23 protein-coding genes and 1 tRNA gene are annotated in these 17,350 nt (G+C 57.6%); 17 read left to right on the forward strand and 7 right to left on the reverse strand.

The genetic code is table 11. From position 1 onward, the window contains the following. The first annotated feature begins 167 nt into the window (after positions 1-167). From H1Y61_RS06495 to H1Y61_RS06510, 4 genes are read left to right on the forward strand one after another with little or no spacing between them, the layout of a single operon-like run. Positions 168-578, forward strand: coding sequence for a hypothetical protein (locus H1Y61_RS06495; protein ID WP_180574074.1), 411 nt, complete (start codon positions 168-170; stop codon positions 576-578). Positions 579-622: 44 nt separating this feature from the next. Continuing rightward, positions 623-2,032 (forward strand): circularly permuted type 2 ATP-grasp protein, encoded by a 1,410-nt coding sequence (locus H1Y61_RS06500; protein WP_174111501.1) that lies wholly within the window; start codon positions 623-625, stop codon positions 2,030-2,032. Positions 2,033-2,037: 5 nt separating this feature from the next. Further along, positions 2,038-2,979 carry an alpha-E domain-containing protein gene (locus H1Y61_RS06505; RefSeq protein ID WP_041698170.1) on the forward strand — a complete coding sequence of 314 codons (942 nt, stop codon included), beginning with the start codon at positions 2,038-2,040 and terminating at the stop codon, positions 2,977-2,979. 14 nt (positions 2,980-2,993) lie between these two features. Next, positions 2,994-3,818, forward strand: a complete 825-nt coding sequence (locus H1Y61_RS06510) for a transglutaminase family protein (protein ID WP_180574075.1) — start codon at positions 2,994-2,996, stop codon at positions 3,816-3,818. Positions 3,819-3,938: 120 nt separating this feature from the next. Here H1Y61_RS06510 and H1Y61_RS06515 read toward each other — a convergent pair whose 3' ends face one another. Continuing rightward, on the reverse strand, positions 3,939-4,814 hold the full coding sequence (locus H1Y61_RS06515) for a LysR family transcriptional regulator (RefSeq protein ID WP_180574076.1): 876 nt from the start codon (positions 4,812-4,814) through the stop codon (positions 3,939-3,941). Positions 4,815-4,996: 182 nt separating this feature from the next. On the opposite strand from H1Y61_RS06515, the gene H1Y61_RS06520 reads away from it, so the two are divergent. Further along, the gene (locus tag H1Y61_RS06520) at positions 4,997-5,959 is read left to right on the forward strand and encodes a quinone oxidoreductase family protein (RefSeq protein WP_180574077.1); all 963 of its coding nucleotides are present in this window, start codon (positions 4,997-4,999) and stop codon (positions 5,957-5,959) included. A 90-nt stretch (positions 5,960-6,049) separates the two neighbouring features. Continuing rightward, positions 6,050-6,517 carry a hypothetical protein gene (locus H1Y61_RS06525; RefSeq protein ID WP_174111497.1) on the forward strand — a complete coding sequence of 156 codons (468 nt, stop codon included), beginning with the start codon at positions 6,050-6,052 and terminating at the stop codon, positions 6,515-6,517. A 137-nt stretch (positions 6,518-6,654) separates the two neighbouring features. Here the strand turns inward: H1Y61_RS06525 and H1Y61_RS06530 are convergent, their stop codons facing one another. Next, entirely contained in the window at positions 6,655-7,128 is a 474-nt protein-coding gene (locus H1Y61_RS06530) for a MarR family winged helix-turn-helix transcriptional regulator (protein ID WP_174111496.1), read from the reverse strand. 294 nt (positions 7,129-7,422) lie between these two features. On the opposite strand from H1Y61_RS06530, the gene H1Y61_RS06535 reads away from it, so the two are divergent. Both H1Y61_RS06535 and H1Y61_RS06540 read left to right on the forward strand, forming a co-directional pair. Continuing rightward, positions 7,423-7,499: transfer RNA gene (locus H1Y61_RS06535), tRNA-Arg, on the forward strand. A gap of 143 nt (positions 7,500-7,642) precedes the next feature. Continuing rightward, entirely contained in the window at positions 7,643-8,965 is a 1,323-nt protein-coding gene (locus H1Y61_RS06540) for a tyrosine-type recombinase/integrase (protein ID WP_180574078.1), read from the forward strand. Here H1Y61_RS06540 and H1Y61_RS06545 read toward each other — a convergent pair. The 5 genes from H1Y61_RS06545 to H1Y61_RS06565 form a co-directional block, all read right to left on the reverse strand. After that, on the reverse strand, positions 8,929-9,153 hold the full coding sequence (locus tag H1Y61_RS06545) for a hypothetical protein (protein ID WP_180574079.1): 225 nt from the start codon (positions 9,151-9,153) through the stop codon (positions 8,929-8,931). The genes H1Y61_RS06540 and H1Y61_RS06545 overlap by 37 nt on opposite strands. A gap of 71 nt (positions 9,154-9,224) precedes the next feature. After that, entirely contained in the window at positions 9,225-9,665 is a 441-nt protein-coding gene (locus H1Y61_RS06550; protein ID WP_180574080.1) for a hypothetical protein, read from the reverse strand. Then, entirely contained in the window at positions 9,658-9,834 is a 177-nt protein-coding gene (locus H1Y61_RS06555) for a hypothetical protein (RefSeq protein ID WP_156535453.1), read from the reverse strand. Before H1Y61_RS06555 ends, H1Y61_RS06550 begins: the two co-directional genes overlap by 8 nt. A 99-nt stretch (positions 9,835-9,933) precedes the next feature. Further along, complete coding sequence (locus tag H1Y61_RS06560; protein ID WP_180574081.1) at positions 9,934-10,116, reverse strand: hypothetical protein; 183 nt, start codon at positions 10,114-10,116, stop codon at positions 9,934-9,936. A 481-nt stretch (positions 10,117-10,597) separates the two neighbouring features. Next, positions 10,598-10,945, reverse strand: a complete 348-nt coding sequence (locus tag H1Y61_RS06565) for a helix-turn-helix domain-containing protein (protein ID WP_156534144.1) — start codon at positions 10,943-10,945, stop codon at positions 10,598-10,600. A 94-nt stretch (positions 10,946-11,039) separates the two neighbouring features. Between H1Y61_RS06565 and H1Y61_RS27075 the strand changes: the two genes are divergently transcribed. The 9 genes from H1Y61_RS27075 (at position 11,040) to H1Y61_RS06610 (ending at position 17,342) form a co-directional block, all read left to right on the forward strand. After that, positions 11,040-11,270: a helix-turn-helix domain-containing protein gene (locus tag H1Y61_RS27075; protein WP_180574082.1), complete on the forward strand. Its 231-nt coding sequence runs from the start codon at positions 11,040-11,042 to the stop codon at positions 11,268-11,270. Between the two features lie 215 nt (positions 11,271-11,485). After that, positions 11,486-11,983, forward strand: coding sequence for a hypothetical protein (locus H1Y61_RS06575; protein ID WP_180574083.1), 498 nt, complete (start codon positions 11,486-11,488; stop codon positions 11,981-11,983). Next, the gene (locus tag H1Y61_RS06580; protein WP_180574084.1) at positions 11,980-12,216 is read left to right on the forward strand and encodes a hypothetical protein; all 237 of its coding nucleotides are present in this window, start codon (positions 11,980-11,982) and stop codon (positions 12,214-12,216) included. The genes H1Y61_RS06575 and H1Y61_RS06580 overlap by 4 nt, the downstream gene beginning before the upstream one ends. Next, on the forward strand, positions 12,216-13,829 hold the full coding sequence (locus H1Y61_RS06585) for an MT-A70 family methyltransferase (protein ID WP_180574085.1): 1,614 nt from the start codon (positions 12,216-12,218) through the stop codon (positions 13,827-13,829). The genes H1Y61_RS06580 and H1Y61_RS06585 overlap by 1 nt, the downstream gene beginning before the upstream one ends. Further along, complete coding sequence (locus H1Y61_RS06590; protein WP_180574086.1) at positions 13,826-14,392, forward strand: hypothetical protein; 567 nt, start codon at positions 13,826-13,828, stop codon at positions 14,390-14,392. Before H1Y61_RS06585 ends, H1Y61_RS06590 begins: the two co-directional genes overlap by 4 nt. Then, a complete protein-coding gene (locus H1Y61_RS06595; protein ID WP_180574087.1) occupies positions 14,389-15,030 on the forward strand; it encodes a hypothetical protein in 642 nt (213 codons plus the stop codon). The genes H1Y61_RS06590 and H1Y61_RS06595 overlap by 4 nt, the downstream gene beginning before the upstream one ends. Next, on the forward strand, positions 15,027-15,320 hold the full coding sequence (locus H1Y61_RS06600; RefSeq protein WP_180574088.1) for a hypothetical protein: 294 nt from the start codon (positions 15,027-15,029) through the stop codon (positions 15,318-15,320). The genes H1Y61_RS06595 and H1Y61_RS06600 overlap by 4 nt, the downstream gene beginning before the upstream one ends. Further along, positions 15,317-16,699, forward strand: a complete 1,383-nt coding sequence (locus H1Y61_RS06605; RefSeq protein WP_180574089.1) for a helix-turn-helix domain-containing protein — start codon at positions 15,317-15,319, stop codon at positions 16,697-16,699. The genes H1Y61_RS06600 and H1Y61_RS06605 overlap by 4 nt, the downstream gene beginning before the upstream one ends. Then, positions 16,686-17,342, forward strand: a complete 657-nt coding sequence (locus H1Y61_RS06610) for a transcription termination/antitermination NusG family protein (protein ID WP_180574090.1) — start codon at positions 16,686-16,688, stop codon at positions 17,340-17,342. Before H1Y61_RS06605 ends, H1Y61_RS06610 begins: the two co-directional genes overlap by 14 nt. Positions 17,343-17,350 lie beyond the last annotated feature (8 nt).

Genomic DNA, 17,350 nt, shown 5'->3' on the forward strand with positions numbered 1-17,350 from the left:
GGCTATGACCTTAACAACCGTTTCTGAATGCATCCTGTCTGCGACATGCGCGGGATAGCGTATCGATGTTTCCAGAACACGATAGGTCGTGATTCGAATATTCCTGACGCTAGCGCATAAACGGTCAAACCGGAATCGGTTCAACACGACAATTATGTGCATCTACAATGGCAAATCAGCAATTCGGCTCTCTGGCTTGGTGGCGATGGCTTATCGTGTTTGTATACAGCTTTTTCGCCAAGACAACTTTTGTTGACCTGAAGATAGAGCAGCCGTTAGCCCGGAAAAGGGGCGGCATCACGGCATTCATCAAGCCTGATTTGAGGCGAGGGTGGCGCGCCAGCCCCTCTATCGTTTTCTCTGTTGCCGATGGTTTCAACATTCAGACATGGTGGTGGGGAAACCTGAAGGAGCTGCTTATAAATCTCGCAGTTGCATCGAATTTATGCGTGCTGTTGCCAGCGCCTAAAGCGAGGTTGGTCACAGCGCTGGCGAACGCCCAGTTTTTTGGCTGTTTTCGCGGGATTTTGGCGGATCGAAATATTTCATTCAAATTGAGCACGCTTCTTGCATTGTAAAAGGCACTGTATTCATATGGCTAAAACAAACGGGGATAGCGCCATTGGCATTTGATGAAATGATTACGGCGGACGGCAGCCCGCGCGGACCGTACCAGAAATATTTCGACTGGTATTCGAGCCAGGACCCCAAGCATCTGATCGCAAAATCGCGGGATGCGGAAACCATCTTCAGAAAGACCGGCATTACATTCGCCGTTTATGGTCACGAGGATTCCTCGGAAAAATTGATTCCCTTCGATCTCATTCCCCGGATCATTTCCGGCCAGGAATGGCGAAAGCTTGCCCAGGGTATCGAGCAGCGCGTGTTAGCGCTCAATGCCTTTCTGGACGACATCTATCATAAGCAGGAAATCATCAAGGCTGGCCGCATCCCCCGCGAGCTGATCGAGAACAATGTCGCCTTCCTGCCGGAAATGATCGGCTTCCGTCCGCCGGGTGGCGTTTATACCCATATCGTCGGCACCGACATCGTGCGCACCGGCGAGGGCGAATTCTATGTGCTGGAGGATAATGCCCGCACGCCGTCCGGTGTCAGCTATATGCTGGAAAACCGCGAAACCATGATGCAGATGTTTCCCGAACTGTTCCAGCTGAACAAGGTGCAACGGGTCGAGGACTATCCTTATCTGCTGCGCCAGTCGCTGGCTTCACTGGCACCCCCCGGCTGCAAAGGTAAGCCGCGCGTTGCGGTGCTGACGCCGGGCATCTACAATTCCGCCTATTACGAACATTCCTTCCTGGCCGACATGATGGGTGTGGAACTGGTGGAAGGCTCCGACCTGCGCGTCATCGACGGCAAGGTGAAGATGCGCACCACCCGTGGCTATGAAGCGATCGATGTGCTTTACCGCCGTGTCGATGACGATTTCCTCGATCCGCTGACCTTCCGCCCGGATTCGGCGCTGGGCGTGCCTGGCATTATGGATGTCTACCGCGCTGGCAATATCACCATCGCCAATGCGCCCGGCACCGGTATTTCCGACGATAAGGCGATCTATTCCTACATGCCTGAAATCGTCGAGTTTTATACGGGACGCAAGGCGATCCTGGAAAACGTGCCGACCTGGCGCTGTTCGGAAGCCGGTAGTCTGGCCTATGTGCTCGAACATCTGGAAGAACTGGTGGTCAAGGAAGTGCATGGCTCCGGCGGCTACGGCATGCTGGTCGGGCCGACCGCCAGCAAGAAGGAGCGGGCTCTGTTTGCCGAAAAGCTGAAGACCCGTCCCAGCAACTACATTGCCCAGCCGACCCTGTCGCTCTCGACCGTGCCGATTCTGGTCAACAAGGGCATCGCGCCCCGGCATGTCGATCTTCGTCCCTATGTGCTTGTCTCCGACAAGGTGCAGATCATTCCCGGCGGTTTGACCCGCGTGGCCCTGAAGCAGGGCTCGCTGGTGGTCAATTCCAGCCAGGGCGGCGGCACCAAGGATACATGGGTATTGGAGGACTGATGGTCATGCTGGGAAGAACTGCAAACGGCCTCTTCTGGATGTTCCGGTATATCGAGCGGGCTGAAAACATCGCACGTCTGGTGGATGCGGGGCTGCGCGTCTCGCTGACCCGGTCCGGTGCCACCGACGACGACTGGACTGGCGTGCTGCAAAGTGCCGACGTTCTGGATATTTTCCTGGAAGCGCATCCGAAAGTAACGGCGGCGGATGCCATCGACTTTCTGCTGCGCGACACGGCCAATCCGTCCAGCGTGATGTCCTGCATCGACAGCGCCCGCAACAATGCCCGCATGGTGCGCACCGCGCTGACCCGGGAAACCTGGGAAGCCACCAACGAATGCTGGATCGAGCTGAAACAGCTTCTGGCGCGCAAGCTGAAATCCGCCGACCTGCCGGAAACCATCGATACGGTGAAGCGGCGGGCCGGGCTGATCCGCGGTGCGTTCCACGGTTCCATGCTGCGCAATGAGATCTATAATTTTGCCCGGATCGGCACATTCATCGAGCGAGCAGATAATACCAGCCGCATCCTCGATGTGAAATATTATGTGCTGCTGCCCTCGATAAACCAGGTCGGTTCATCGCTGGACAATATCCAGTGGGAATCGATCCTGCGTTCGGTGTCGGCGCATCGGTCTTATCGCTGGGTCTATGACGGCGATTATCTTGCCGCCAATATTGCCGATTTCCTGATCCTCAATGGACAGATGCCACGGTCTCTGGCCTATTGCTATGAGAAGATCGTCAGTAATCTTGCCTATATCGGCAAGGAATATGGTGAGCGGCTGCCCGCCCATGAAACAGCCGACAGCATCCGTGCGTCGCTGCGCTCCAGCAATATTACCCGGATCATGGATCAGGGCCTGCACGAGTTTCTCGATAATTTCATTTCCCGCAACAACCGGTTGGGGCATGAGATTAACGAGGGCTACCGATTCTACAGTTGAGCGGGGCACAAGCGATGCGTCTGAAAATCAATCATGTGACGGAATATAGCTATGATGAGCCGGTGCAGTTCTCGCTCCAGCGGCTCAGGCTGACCCCGATCGAAAACCCTGGCCTGCACGTGCTGTCCTGGACGATCGTGGTGGATGGTGCCAATGTCGAGGCCGGGTTCAACGACCAGTTCGGCAATCATACTCATCTGGTGTCCTTTGAGGGGGATGCCAAATCCGTGCGGATCGTTGCATCGGGAGAGGTGAAGACCGAGGATCGCGCTGGTGTGTTCGGCGCCCATACCGGCTATGTGCCGCTTTGGCTTTATCTGCGCGATACGCCGCGCACCAAGGCCGGAAAGCTGGTGCGCGATCTGGTCAAAAGCCTGGCGGGCGACAACGAACTGGCCAGGATGCACGACCTGATGGCCCGTGTGCATGAACAGGTGCGCTATGAGACGGGGACGACCACCACCGAGACGAACGCCGAACAGGCGCTGGAGGCGGGGATCGGCGTGTGCCAGGATCATGCGCATATCATGATCTCGGCCGCCCGGCTGATGAACATGCCAGCCCGTTATATTTCCGGCTATCTGATGATGGAAGGGATCGAAGAGCAGACGGCAACCCATGCCTGGGCCGAAATACACCTTCCATCACTCGGCTGGGTCGGCTTCGATGCCGCCAATAATGTCTGCCCGGACGCCCGCTATGTGCGGCTTGCCTCTGGCCTGTCCTACGCCGACGCAGCACCAGTTTCCGGCATGCGCATCGGCCTGGCGGGGGAGGATATGTCCGTAACGGTCAGCGTCGCGGAAACCGGTCAAAGCCAGTCGCAGAGCCAGGGGTGAAGGCAGGAGTTGCCGCTGCTTGCGGTGGGAGACTTTCTTTGCAGCGCCGTCGTTTTATAAACGTGCGGCGCTGTAATACTTTAAGTCTGCTGGATAATTACCATTCCGTTTTCGAATGTCTCAAGCCTCTGATGCCTTTGGCAATTCGAGATCTTGCGTGGCGGTGAGTATGCCGATCAGGAAATCCAGCACGACCCGCACCCGTGGTGCGTGGCGAATATCGTCATGTACCACCATCCATAATTCGCGCCGTGGCGGCGTGAGCCGGCTCGGGCATTTCCTGAGACGGGTATCATTATATCCAAGATAGTCCGGCAACAGCGCCACGCCGAGGCCGGCGGCGGCCGCTTGAACCTGGCTCGCGGCATCACTGCATCGCAACGCAATGGTTCTCGACCCGATGTGCTGCATCAACCAGCTCTGTTGCGGCAAAATATCGTCCGCCTGAAGATAGGTGATAAATTCCCAGTCATCCTCCGCGATGTCATAGGTGTGGCTTGCGAAAAAGAAGAATGGGATATCGCGGAGTTTGCGGGTGACAAGTCCGTTCGAGAGTGGGCGCGACAATCGTAGTGCAATATCCGCTTCGCGCCGATTGAGATTTGCAAAATCCTTGTCACTCGACATCGTGATTTCGATTTCGGGGTACTGGCGATGCAGGGAAACTAGTTTCGGTGCCAGCAAGAGCGATGCCAGCCCGGGTGGCGCGGAAATATGCACAGCTCCCGCCAATGCTGCACCGCCGCCTGCTGCCGCCCGTTCCACGCTGGCCATTGCTTCTTCGACGGGTAGTCCCAGGGTCGCCAGTTCATGACCCTCTGCTGTCAGTCGGACTTCTCTCGCCAGCCGCTCCAGCAGCTTTATACCGAGTTCCACCTCCAATGCCGCAACCCTCCGGCCAACAGTGGTGTGATCGACGTGAAGCAGGCGTGCTGCCCGTGAGAAGCTACCCGTTTTGGCGAGGGTCAGGAAGCACCGATAATCATCCCAGTTCACTTGTGCGTTTCTCCACATGTACTGTGCGGAAATATGCACTATCACACATGAGCCTGCCAGATATACCAATGCACAAAGATGCAAATGCACCTCGCCTCGAGATGTCTGAAAATGGAATACCAAAATGCTTGGCAAGAAGCCTTGGTATGACAGCGAGGGTGCGACACACAGGGAGTGAGCCGATGACTTTGGTCATGGAATTTCAATATCCTGGCGCAGCGGATGTTTTGCAGCCGGTTTCGCGTGACATCGTCTCTCTCAAGTCAGGTGAAATTCGCCTGCGGCAGACGGTGGTCGGTGTCAATTATATCGACATCTATCACCGGAGCGGCGCCTATCCTTTGCCCTTGCCGGCGGTGCCGGGTGTGGAAGCCTTGGGCGTGGTTGAAGAGGTGGCCGATGACGTTACCGATTTCCAGGTTGGCGACCGGGTGGCCTATGCAGGATTGCCAGCTGGCAGCTATGCGGCCAGCAGGATCATTCCGGCCTTCATGGCGGTAAAGCCGCCTGCGGAGCTTGATGACGAGCTTCTCGGCGGATCGTTTCTGCGTGGATTGACCGCGCATATGCTGCTTGAAACCGTGGGCCATGTGTCGCCGGGGCAGGTGGTTCTGGTTCATGCTGCGGCCGGCGGGCTTGGCCTGATCCTGACGCAATGGGCGAAGAAGAAGGGCGCAAAAGTCATCGGCACCGTAGGATCGCAGGTAAAGGCCGATCTCGCGACACAACACGGCCTCGACCATGCTATCCTTTACAAACAAAGCGATTTTGTCGATGTGACGTTGGGACTGACGAAGGGCCGGGGCGTTGATCTGGTCATCGATGGTGTGGGTGGCGATACCCTTGCAGGAAGCCTGCGCGCCGTGCGTGTTTTCGGACTGGTGGCATCGATCGGGCAAACCGCAGGCGCCTTGCCACTCATCGATCCCATGAGCCTTGTCAATCGATCGCTCATTCGGGCGAGCATTATTTCTCTCCTTGCCGATCGGGATGCATACCGGCGAGCAGCTGAAGCGTGGTTCGAGGTGCTGAAAGCTGGCTTCAGCCTGCCGGAAGGCGCACGCTATTCCTTGGCGCAAGCGGCGCAGGCCCATGCCGACCTGGAGGAAGGACGAACCTCCGGCTCCGTCAGGCTGATTGTTTAGCTCATATCGCTGATGCCGTGCCGCTCTTGGAAACTAATTCCGGTTCTGTCCGTTGTGCTGTAGAGTTCTTGGCAAATCAGGACAGGCGCGATGTTGTTTGGACAATCGATCTTTCAATCCGTCGTCGAGCGGCTTTCCAACGAAGAGGCGGAAAAGGCCGAACGTGAGGGTGAGGTCAATCACTACCGCGTCTCTGGATTGAATACCGGCTTCGTTCAGGAAAACAGCCACGTGCCACAAGCCGCTGCGGCGTGGGCGCAAGAGCAATATCTCGAGCTGATGCCTGATGAAGAGCCTGTTTCCGAGGCAGAATTGGTCGAGGAGGAGGTGGCTCCCCCGGAAATGCCCGCTTACCTCGCGCGTCTTGCGCCGGAGGAAGTCGCGGAGGATCTGGGTATTGCTGATAATGACGAGACTTCAAGCTTGAAAGCGAAGCGGAGAGCGTTTGCGCAGCTCAATCACCCGGACCTGGTTCATCCGTTATTTGCGGATGCGGCTCATACCCGGATGACCATTGCCAATCAACTGATAGACCAGGCCCTGAAGACAAGATCTTGAAAACCCAACAGTCAGGGAAAAGCTCTTGTTTGTCGGGCCGGGTAGGCGATAGCTGAAATTTTCACGGAAAATGAAGCAGCCTTTCAATGCGATAACTCAGGTCCGGATATGAGTTCGGACCTGAGTCTGATTGACCATTACTCAGAAATCGACTTCAGCAATTCAATCAGTTGATCGCGTTTTTCCGATCCGCCAAGCCGGCCAATGAATTTTTCCTCATGCTCGCGCCACTTTGGCAAAAGCTCTTCGAGAAATGCCGAACCCTTGGACGTCAGGTGAAGAAAATAGACGCGGCGATCCGTATCCGAGCGACGGCGCTCAATAAGGCCCTTGTCTTCCAATCCATCGACGATTGCAACGAAATTGGCCCGCTGGATTGCCAGCGTCGAGGCGACGTCGCTTTGCTTCATTCCGGAATTACCGGCAATGATCGACAGAACGGAAAAATCAGCTGGCCGGATATCATGACCGCCGAGAACATCCTGAAAGTCCTGTAAAATGGCCAGTTGTGCGCGCCTGACGCGAAAGCCGAGTGAATAGGCTAGCCCGGAATAATCGACAACCCCTTGTCGAATGCCGGCGCCCTCACCAATAAAATGTTGATTGCTCATGCCCCTAGACTACAAACCTCCCGTGACCAATGCCCGATCCCACAATCCGGCATGTTCCGACTCTTAATAACGATCCATCTTTACCCTTCTTAACATAAGGGTACAAGATAATTCTTTAATTGAACGATTTCCCCCTGAAACAATATAGGGGTAAAACAGCTGTATCCGCAATTTCTTATTTTAGAGGTGCCTTTTTCGGCAGACAGGCTTCTGTGGATCGAACGCAAATTCACCATTGATGCGGCCACCAGACTAGGCTATGTACCGCTTCGCACCACAAGTGCTCATCTGAACGCACCCGTAGCTCAGCTGGATAGAGTGTTGGATTCCGATTCCAAAGGTCACAGGTTCGAATCCTGTCGGGTGCGCCACAAAATCTCATTTTAAATGATTGTCGTGGAAATTTTAATAAGTGAAATCAATTGCTTATGTGATGAGGCGCCGTTAGTCGTTGTCGATTGATCGGATTTTGCGTAACAAACTGCGCAACAATCTGGGAGACAATGGGTCTTGAATGGCGCGGAACAAATCAGCCTCTGATCGCATCACGCAGCGCGACGGAATTTTTTATTATGTTCGACGTGTGCCGATTGCTCTGGCTCACCTCGATGAAAGAGGCATTGTCCGGCTCAGTCTGCGCACGGATAGCTGGGTGGCGGCTGTGAATGCAGCGGTCGACGCGGAGCGGAACCTTGAGGCTCTTTGGGCGGCGCTGGCGAAGGGTGAAAGCCAGTCGGCCTGGGATCGATACAAGGCGGCGATCAGTCGAGCACAGCTTGAGGGTTTCGTTTATCGCTCGGCCGCAGAGCTGCACGACGGGCCGCTTGTGGATCTGGTAAAGCAATCAAAGGCGGTCGTCGGTCGCGGATCGGATAAGAGTGCGCGTCGAGCGCTGCTTGGGGCCGAGACGCCGCCGGCCGTAACGCTGTCTGATTTGTTCGCTGCCTATGAGCAGGTGACTGTGCCTGGTCAGGTGCAAAAGCGAGAAGATCAGAAGAGGCGGTGGAAGGTTGCGCGGGAACAGGCGTGGCGAGAGTTTGTCGATTGCGTGGGAGGGGAGATAGAATTTGCCGATCTAACTCGCATTCACTCTCGGAAATACAGGGATTGGCTCGCCGCTCGGGTCGTCGGTGGTCACATCACACCCGAAACCGCCAATAAGCACATGATGCTGGTGAGCAGCATCATTTCGACCATGGCGACGGAATACAGCCTGGATCTGCCATCACTTTTTTCCAAGCTGAAGTTGCAATCAATTCAGCGCCGCCGACCGTCGTTTACGCGCGAACATGTCGAAACGGTCCTGCTGGGGGCGGGGGCGCTGTCGGGACTGAATAAGACGGCGCGTATGGCTGTTTATCTTGCCGTGGAAACAGGCATGGGCGCGGAAGAGCTATGCGCCTTGCGGCAAGAAGATATCCGCCTGGATAGCCTTGTGCCGCATGTGCGTCTTACCCCGCGCACCGGGGCAACTTTGAAGACTGAATTTCGTGAGAGAACGATTCCGCTGGTTGGCGTGTCGCTACTGGCGGCAAAGCAGGTTCCGGCCGGGCTCGAACGGTACTTCGACAAAGCCGCCTCGATGTCGACCGCGATTAACAAATATCTGCGGAGCAAAGGGCTTTTGCCAACTGATAAGCACAGCTTGTATTCGCTGCGCCATAGCTTTCAGGACCGGTTAAATGAGGAGAAAGCGCCTGAGCGGATGCAGGCCGACTTGATGGGCCATGCGTTCAGCCGTGAGACCTATGGAGACGGGCATCCCGTCGCGCAGGTGCGCGATGTCCTCGCAGCCATGGCCTATCGTTTCGACCCGGCCGCGATTGACTTAGGCTGATTGGCGATCAATTGTCGCGCGCGGCTGATCGTGTCGCGGCGATTGACCCGCGCGGTGATTTCGTTGTCTAGGCGCTCGAAAAGCGGCGCGTAGATTGCCGCTTCTTCATGTTCGCCCTCGTTTTCGCAGGCGGCAATTGCCTCGGCAACGCCTTGGCGCGCGAGCAACAGATCCTCCATTGTGATCATGGAATAATCCCGCTCTGTGCGCGCTCGGTGATAGCTTGTTTGAACTTAGCGCGGCTCATTTTCCAAGCTCGCTAAATTCTTCGGCATCTTGCGAGGCTTGTGATCGTCTCATGCAGCCGCTCGTTTTCGGCTATGAGTGCGGCGATGCTTTCCCAGGCGGCAAAAGGGTCGCCCGGCTCGCCAACCTCGGCTGCGATTTTGAGCAGCTCGTCACGATAGCCGATGAGGCTGGCATATTTCCGAGAGAAATGCAGTACCATCCCGTTCAACCGCTCGATTTCGGCGTCACGGTCCTCGATGTCATCAAGGGCGATGGTCAATGCATTGGCTGTGGCGATGAACAGCATGGAGTTGTCGCATGCGCCTGCGAAGATCTTGGCGAGTGCCCGTTGTTTACCCGGAAGCCAGTTGGGCCAAATCTTCTCCTGGAGGATGGCGGCAATGGCGCGGGCCGGCTGGATTGCGTCTTCTCGGAGCGGGATTGCGCCCTTGATTGCTTCGGTCTCACGCATCCCGTTTTCCCTTGATAATGCGAATTGTCTCGATGAAGCCGGGCCGGGTGCGCAGAGCCTTTTGCTCTGCCTTAAGACTGTTGTCGGCTGTGGTGATTACGGTATGGCCATCGCGGAAGCGGACGCTGAAGAGCGGCTTGCGGGCTGTTTGTGGGGATTGGGTTGTCATGCCGGCACCTTCGGGTATTGGGCGGAATACGGCCTGGTCGCCTCATATGGAACGGGAGAAGGTGGCCGTCGGGCTACGTGGAAGAGCAAAATCAGATGTTCAGGCGACTTCGGTAAGACGGATACGCTCGGCGACGGCTGGCGCGTTGCGCAACTGGCTATCCTTGCAGATACCGGCGCTCAAAAGGTCATTCTCGGTCTGCGGGCCGCGCTCCTGATAGAGCTGAAACATCGTTTCGCGGTCACGCTTGTCTTCGGCGGTGACGGTGGACGTCTGCTGCATGATTTCCATCCTTGGCTTGAGGATGCGACGATCCTCTATTCGTTTGGTTGACGCCGCCGGATGGGTAGGGTTTGTGGGGGTGGGGGTGTCATCCGGCGGCGTCTTTCGGTATCCACCGGTGCGAGGTGGATGGTGGTAATGTTTCATATTATGCAACTTTCTGCAAGAGTAAAGTTTCATAAAGTGACACAATGGCGAGCTGAGCGAATGAAGCGCCTGTGTTGATGTAGGCGCGCAAAAGCCTTCTAGGTTGGATTTCGACCGAGAAGGCAATGAATAGATTGGGCTATTTGTTCACGCTGGTGAAAATTGCGAGATCATCAAAGATTATAGAGGACCACTTAAAAACTATCTATCCGAGATTTCTGGCGTGGACATTCTTCGGTCATCCGTGATGCATCTCGTTCTATCGGGAATGCCTAAGCCAAGCGAATTCGCAGCTACGCAAACTCCCTGTGCGGGAATTTATCCGCATGGTCACTTAAAATTTTGATTTACTTTGATTTTCCTGATCATCGAACATGATCTTGAGCATGGAAATAGCTTTTTCTTTCTGCTCTTCTGTCTTGTCTAAAAAGAACCTGGACAGCCAGTCATCATCAGGGTGACGAAACAGCCCGGAAACGTCAGTGCTGAAAAGCGCTGCGAGGCTCTCTAAGTATTCGGGGTTCGGCAATACGCCCTTAAACCATTTAGAAACGAGACCCTTATCAGCCCCAACCTCTCTCACGATGTCAACCTGCCTTAGATTACGCTTCTCCGCCCATTCCGGGATGAAGTGCAATCTGTGGGGCGTTTTGCCGCTGTGAATTTTTGAGATGTTGCTCATTGTGCAACAATATTCCTGTTGATGCAGCAAGGCGTTAGCTCCGTGTGACACAAATCTTCTTGCCTAAAGTGTCACTATGTGAAACTTTGGCGACATGGAGCACCCGATTGCAAAGTACCGACGTGAGAAAAACCTGACGCAAGATGCATTCGGGGAGCTCGTTGGCGCGACAAAAGGGATGGTTTCAAAATGGGAGGCGGGCAGAATTTTGCCTCGCCCTCATTCGATTGTTCGGATTGAAGACGTGACGGGCATGTCGGTGTCCGCAAGTGACATTGTCAGGACGTTCTACCATTTCTCTCAAGGGAACGAGGTCGCTCAATGATGATGCGCCCCTTTCTTCCATACGATTCGCGCTGGCTCTCCTCCCAGCTGCGCGCAGCCCGCACCAGGTTGTTTGGCGTCCGATCTGGTGCGGGCAAGTTTCGGTTTGCATGCGGTCCTCCCTGAGTATCTGACGGCCCATTTCTCACATTTTTGATCAATTCCCACCACGGGAAAAACGCCGGAGATTTCCCGGCGCGGGAAAGGTTTTGTCTTATGCACACAAGCGCTTGGTTTCATCGCATCAAAGCGGCGCAACGCGACCTGATTAGGCTGGTTGGCGGTATCGAACGGGCATCGGAGATCTCTTCGGTGTCTGCCAGCCATATCGGACGGATGAACAATCCGCGTGATACGGACCTGATGCCGATTTCGGTTGTCTATGCCCTGGAGAGCGAATGCGGGGTGCCGGTCGTGACCTCGGCCATGGCCGAGTTGAGCGGTCGCCGGTTGACCGATCCGGCGGGCGAACGCGCCGTAGAGCAGGGCGTTGTCGTTGCCTATTCGGAAATGGTGCGCCGGGCTGGCGATCTGATTTCCGGTGGCGCGGTGGCGATCTCCGACATGGTGGTGACACCTGCGGAAGCCACCAAGATGGACCGGGATGCGGCGGAATTGGAAGTCGGTCTTGCAGCACTTCGCAAGGCGCTGGCCGGTGTGAAGGCGAGGGGCGGCGATAAGCTTGGCCTGCGGATTGTGGGAGAGCAGCCATGATCGACGCAACCCTGACCCCACTGTTCGAGCGGCCCTTGAGTGCGCGGGCACGGGCCTTCCTGCGCAAGCTCAAAATCCATGGTGGTCAGCTGATTGTCCCTCATGGCCCTGACCGGCAGTTGGCGAATGACTGCCGTGCCTGCGGCTATGTGCTGATCCGCGAGGATCACAAGACGGTGCTGCTGACCGGTCTGGGTCAGGCCTATCTTGATCGTCTGATGAGGGCGAACTGATGGCCGGTTATGCGTCAGTCAAGTATCCCAAGCCCGGTTCCGCCGGGCTTTCCCTTATTCTCATAGCGATTCGCGACGGCGAGGTGGTCACCAAGGACGTGGCGCAAGTGATTGCCGCCAACAAGGTGGCAGCCGAAGGCTGCGGCTATCTGATCCGCGATCAGAAGGACGGCAATCGCTGGTATCCGACAGATCGGGCGCGTGAGATGCTGGTGGCGCTGAGCCTCAGTGACGTTGCACCGGTTATCCAGCCCAAAACCAAGGTGGCAACGGAACGGCGGATTGACAGCATCCGCGCCGAACACCGGCTGCGGACCCTGAATGAGACGACCGTTCTGGCGCTGATGGACAACATCCGCGACTACGGGCTGGAAACGCCGATCACCGTCTATGGCGATGTTGACGACGCTGAGGTGGATCTCGGCGCCGGCGGTCACCGCCTGGAGGCCTGCAAGCGGTTGGGGCTAGAGTTCATTCTGTGCTTCCACAAGCGGGGCGACGATCTCGACCGTCAGCTCTGCGAGATCGACGAGAACCTGATCAGGGCCGATCTGACGCCATCCGACCGGGCGCTGTTTCTGCATCGTCGCAAGGAAATCTATCTGGTCAAGTTTCCCGATACGGCGCGTGAGGCCAGTCTGAAGCGGGGCGATGTTTCCCCGTCTCGCCAAATTGGCGAAACGGGAAAGCGCTTCACCGCTGCCACGGCGCAAGCAACCGGGCAGAAAGAGCGCACCATTCAGCGCGATGTCGAGCGCGGAGAGAAGATTTCCCGCACGGCATTGCAGATGTTGCGCGGTACCCGGCACGACAAGGGTGTGACGCTCGATCAGTTGAAGCGGCTGGAAACAGCCGAGGCACAAGAGCGCTTTGCCCGCGATCTGATTGCCGCAGACAAGGCGGTGACGGCCGAATCCAAGGCGATCCGCACCACCAACCAAAAGCATAGCCGGGACATGCGGCTGCATCTGGTGAGCGCCATTGCCGAGCATGGCCGGCGCAAAGGTGGCGACGTGCCGCGTGGTGCCTATGCCATCGGCTATGCCGACCCACCGTGGCAGCAAGAGGCCTGGAGCGATGAGACCGGGCAAGACAAGGGCCTCAAATATCCCGCCATGCCGGTGGAGGAGATCAAGGCGCTTTGCGCAGGCGACAGATCGCCCTTCACCATGGATGCGCTGTTGTTCCTGTGGGTCACCGCCAACCGGTTGCCCGATGGGATCGACGTGCTGCGGGCCTGGGGTTTTGACTATGTCACCTGCATGGCCTGGGACAAGGTGCATATCGGCATGGGCCGCTGGGTGCGGGATCGCCATGAACTGCTGTTGATCGGCAAACGCGGCAAGGTCTCGCTGGCACCATTGCCCGGCACCCAGCCGGACAGCCTCTATGCCGAGGCAAAGACCGAGCATAGCCGCAAGCCTGTGTGGTTTGCCGAACAGATCGATCGGCTGTGGCCGCAACTGCCGAAACTAGAACTGTTTCAGCGCAAGGAAAGCCTTGCCGAGGGTGACGTGCGCCTTGCCGGCAAGTGGGACTTCTGGGGCTTTGAGGCCACGCAGTCCTCGGAGGCCACGCAGACCGCGCCGGTCTCGGAAGGGGGTGGCGCATGACGGCGGATGCCTTGCAAAGACGGCACAGGGAGGTCGCCACCGTAAACCGGCTTCGTGGATCGGCCGAGCGGCTGCAAAAGGACGCCTGGACGCTGGAAGCGACACGGGACGGCCTGCGCCTGATCGTCCAGCGGCCGGATGGTGAGCTGGCGCACATTGCCACCATCCACCGCAACGCCCTGCATGATGAGCGGGATTTGCTCTGCGGTGCCCTCGATCATCTGCGAATGTTTTTGCATCTGTTCGACCGCGCGGCGATTGCGGTGCGCGATTTGCGTCAAGAGCTGGAGGTGCAGAGCCATTCACCGGCGTTGGCCCGCAAGATGCCGAACCACTCGGCGCAAGCCTCCATTCTGCTGTCCCATGCTGCCTTCCACCGGTTTCTGAGCGAGACTGGCGGCGGGTGCGTGGTTGACGACAAAGACACTGCCGACGCGGCTCTGAAGGACCGCCTCGGCATCACCAGCAAAAAACAGATCAATGAGGATGACCGCGTCAGAGCGGCCTGGCTCTCGCTGTTTGGCGAGTACGAGGCGTGGCTGCGCAGCGGGGGTGAAGCATGACCAGTCGTGACTTTCCAGAGGTCTCTATTCCCTATGGCAAGCGCACCGCTAAGGCGATGCGGATCGCCTGCGGGTGCTGCGACGTCGTTTCCTATTTCCCGCATCACACCGGGATCATCGTCAAGCCGTCCCTCGCGGCAATCCAGCATTTCCAGACCAAAGGGTGGGTCGTTGGCAGCAGTCCGAAAGAGGACTTTTGCCCAAAACACGCCAACCCGTCCAAGCGCAAAGGAGCGATTATCATGGCCGAGAACACAGCACCGGTTGCGGACAAGCCGCGTGACATGAGCCGTGAGGATCGCGCCATCATCTTTGACAAGCTCAATGAGGTCTATGGCAAGGATGCCTATAAAGCGCCCTGGACAGACAGCATGGTTGCCAAGGATCTCGGTGTGCCGCGAGATTGGGTGTCGGTGACACGGGATGCGATGTTCGGCCCGGCCGGTTCCAATCCGCTGTTTGATGACTTTCTGCTCGAAAGCGCCCGGATGGAAAGCCAGTTCCGCACCTATGCCAGTGCTTGCGAAGCGGCAACACAGGCCGTGGACGCGCAGAAGGCGGCTCAGGCGGCGCTGTCCAAGCAGATGGACGCCTATCGCGCCCTGGCACGCAAGGTGGAGCGGGAGATTGGCCGATGACAGGGCTTCTTCCCATCGTTGAGCAGCTTTGCGATTGCCAGACGGACGCGGAGCGGGCCGACTGGCTGCTCAGGGTACCGCAGGGTGTCATTTACCGCGACAACGCCGCGATCCGCATGGTGTTGCGCACGGCGGGTTTCCTGATCGGCGTCGAATACATTGATGCCGAGTTGGCAGCGCTTAACTCCACCCGCACCGAGCAGGGCTGCTGGCGCGATAGCGTGTTGCTGTCCATCGGGGCGACCAGGGCGGCGCTGCTCGCTGTGGCGCGCAAAGGCGGTGGGCAGTGAGCGGCGAAGCGACAATCCGGCGCGGCGTACGCAATGCGCGCTATGCCGCCATTCCCAACCATGTGTTTGAAGATGCCAGGCTCTCCATGGAGGCCCGTTGGTTGCTGTCTTATCTGCTGTCGAAGCCCGACAATTGGACCGTGGTGATCGGGGACATCGTCCGCAAGGGCAATTGCGGGCGCGACAAGGCCCGCAAGATGATCGCGGAGCTGGTGGAGACAGGCTACGCGGAGCGGGAGCAGACCCGCGCCGATGGCAAGTTCGGCGCAACGGTTCTTGTCATCTTTGACGAGCCACGCCAGGCGGTCCCGGATGTCTCCGACGTCTCCGACGTCTCCGATAACACCGATGCCTCCGACAACGCCGACAACACTAATGCCTCTGGCATCGCCGATGCCTCTGGCGGCTCGGGCAACGCCGATGCCTCCGCCAAATCCGACGGTTCTGACGGTTCCGATGCGCCAACCAAAACTGTTGCATTTCTACCGCAGACTGAAACGCCGTCGCCGGCAAAACCGTCGCCGGTTTTACCGGCGCCGGTAAAATCGGCACCTAGTAATAACTTAGATCTAGCAAAGACTGACTCTTACCAAGGGGAGGGAGTTTGCGAACTGGTTTCGCAAGGCAATGCGGTTCTCGTTGTGGACGATAAGGCAGCCAAGCGCACTGAGCGAGCCCGGATCGGTCGGCAGTTTGACGCCTGGTACAAACTCTGGCCCAAGCCCGGCAGTCCCGAGTTTGCCCGCAATGCCTGGTTTGCGCTGTCGGCTGAGGAGCGGGACGCCTGCATTGAGCGAACACCAGCCTATCTCGCCTGGGCAAAGCGCGACGACCTGACAGCGCCCGCCGTTTACCTGAAAGCACGGGCTTGGACAGACCTGCCAGACCATCTGGCTGCCACCCAGGAGCCAGCACGCGTGGTCGCCAAGCCGTGCGGCAAGCTTTGGATGGGACGGCGACTGGAGGCTCTGCTGTCAGACCCGACCGGCCCGTTCTTCATCACGGCTTTCGATGAACGACGGATTGCCACCGGTGCGATCAGCCGGGAAGCGCTGATCTGGGAAAAGCGCCGGGAACACGGCTGGCCGTTGGTGGTCAAAATGCAAGACCGGGCCCTTCGTGGCGAACCGTTTGTGACCTCGGCGGATCTGTTGCCGCTGGTGGCCGACTTTGTCGGGGTCAAGCCGGACAGCGACCTGTTTGCCGCTTGGCACCGGCTCCATGAGCGGCGGGGATGGATGTTTATCGATGGTCGGTGCGAGTGGAATTACTTCCCGCCGGTGGACCCCGCAGAGCCCGATCTCGACGCGGCGGTCGAGGCCGCCCTTCAGCACTTCAAAATCAGCCTCAGCGAGGGACGCACCCATGATGCAGCATAACGGCAAACTTCTGAATAGCGTCTCGAACGATAGGCTTGCGAAGCTGACGGACGCCAAAGTCCTTGAGGTCAAGCGCCAACGCCAGATCGCCATGGCCAGGCGTGACCGCCCTGACTTCGACCAACTGGCCCGCTGGGTGGTGGCAAGCTGCAAGATCGGCATGGAACAGGTGATCCGCGATAGCCTTGGACAGCAGGAAATCGAATGCTGGTGCCCATGCGAGCGGCTGAGACTGCCACCCAGGCGCGGCAAGCCAGCGATCATCGTCCAGCGAGCATTATTCCGTGGCTACCTGTTCGTGCAGGTGATCCCGGACAATGAAGCCTATGTCGGTCTCATGCTGGCCTCCAAACTGCGGAGCCTGATGGGCAGGGATGGCAAGCCCTACCTGATGCCGGAACCCTTGATGCGACAGCTGCTCCTATCGGCCAAGACTGCGGAGAGGAAGCATATGGATGCGGGCGACGTTCCACCCATGCCGGATGTGCTGGGCAAGCAGGTGACGATCCGCTCAGGACCGTTTGCCGACTTCGTGGTGACGGTGCGCAAGGTGCTGTCCAAGCGTGGTCAGGTGGTGGTGGACGTGCCGCTGTTTGGCGGGATGAGTGAGATCACCATGGGCATTGATGCCATTGCGACCTGAGGTCATCG

Origin of the sequence: Agrobacterium vitis (genome assembly GCF_013426735.1) — a bacterium.
In the GTDB taxonomy this organism is placed as follows: domain Bacteria; phylum Pseudomonadota; class Alphaproteobacteria; order Rhizobiales; family Rhizobiaceae; genus Allorhizobium; species Allorhizobium vitis_D.

Coding starts and splice junctions, on each gene's coding strand:
- H1Y61_RS06610 (WP_180574090.1), top strand. CDS start 16,686: ATGATGCAGCATAACGGCAAACTTCTGAATAGCGTCTCGAACGATAGG.
- H1Y61_RS06550 (WP_180574080.1), bottom strand. CDS start 9,665: ATGCGTGAGACCGAAGCAATCAAGGGCGCAATCCCGCTCCGAGAAGAC.
- H1Y61_RS06560 (WP_180574081.1), bottom strand. CDS start 10,116: ATGCAGCAGACGTCCACCGTCACCGCCGAAGACAAGCGTGACCGCGAA.
- H1Y61_RS06510 (WP_180574075.1), top strand. CDS start 2,994: ATGCGTCTGAAAATCAATCATGTGACGGAATATAGCTATGATGAGCCG.
- H1Y61_RS06585 (WP_180574085.1), top strand. CDS start 12,216: ATGGCCGGTTATGCGTCAGTCAAGTATCCCAAGCCCGGTTCCGCCGGG.
- H1Y61_RS06555 (WP_156535453.1), bottom strand. CDS start 9,834: ATGACAACCCAATCCCCACAAACAGCCCGCAAGCCGCTCTTCAGCGTC.
- H1Y61_RS06495 (WP_180574074.1), top strand. CDS start 168: ATGGCAAATCAGCAATTCGGCTCTCTGGCTTGGTGGCGATGGCTTATC.
- H1Y61_RS06565 (WP_156534144.1), bottom strand. CDS start 10,945: ATGAGCAACATCTCAAAAATTCACAGCGGCAAAACGCCCCACAGATTG.
- H1Y61_RS06595 (WP_180574087.1), top strand. CDS start 14,389: ATGACCAGTCGTGACTTTCCAGAGGTCTCTATTCCCTATGGCAAGCGC.
- H1Y61_RS06575 (WP_180574083.1), top strand. CDS start 11,486: ATGCACACAAGCGCTTGGTTTCATCGCATCAAAGCGGCGCAACGCGAC.
- H1Y61_RS27075 (WP_180574082.1), top strand. CDS start 11,040: ATGGAGCACCCGATTGCAAAGTACCGACGTGAGAAAAACCTGACGCAA.
- H1Y61_RS06505 (WP_041698170.1), top strand. CDS start 2,038: ATGCTGGGAAGAACTGCAAACGGCCTCTTCTGGATGTTCCGGTATATC.
- H1Y61_RS06530 (WP_174111496.1), bottom strand. CDS start 7,128: ATGAGCAATCAACATTTTATTGGTGAGGGCGCCGGCATTCGACAAGGG.
- H1Y61_RS06545 (WP_180574079.1), bottom strand. CDS start 9,153: ATGATCACAATGGAGGATCTGTTGCTCGCGCGCCAAGGCGTTGCCGAG.
- H1Y61_RS06600 (WP_180574088.1), top strand. CDS start 15,027: ATGACAGGGCTTCTTCCCATCGTTGAGCAGCTTTGCGATTGCCAGACG.
- H1Y61_RS06525 (WP_174111497.1), top strand. CDS start 6,050: ATGTTGTTTGGACAATCGATCTTTCAATCCGTCGTCGAGCGGCTTTCC.
- H1Y61_RS06540 (WP_180574078.1), top strand. CDS start 7,643: ATGGCGCGGAACAAATCAGCCTCTGATCGCATCACGCAGCGCGACGGA.
- H1Y61_RS06590 (WP_180574086.1), top strand. CDS start 13,826: ATGACGGCGGATGCCTTGCAAAGACGGCACAGGGAGGTCGCCACCGTA.
- H1Y61_RS06580 (WP_180574084.1), top strand. CDS start 11,980: ATGATCGACGCAACCCTGACCCCACTGTTCGAGCGGCCCTTGAGTGCG.
- H1Y61_RS06520 (WP_180574077.1), top strand. CDS start 4,997: ATGACTTTGGTCATGGAATTTCAATATCCTGGCGCAGCGGATGTTTTG.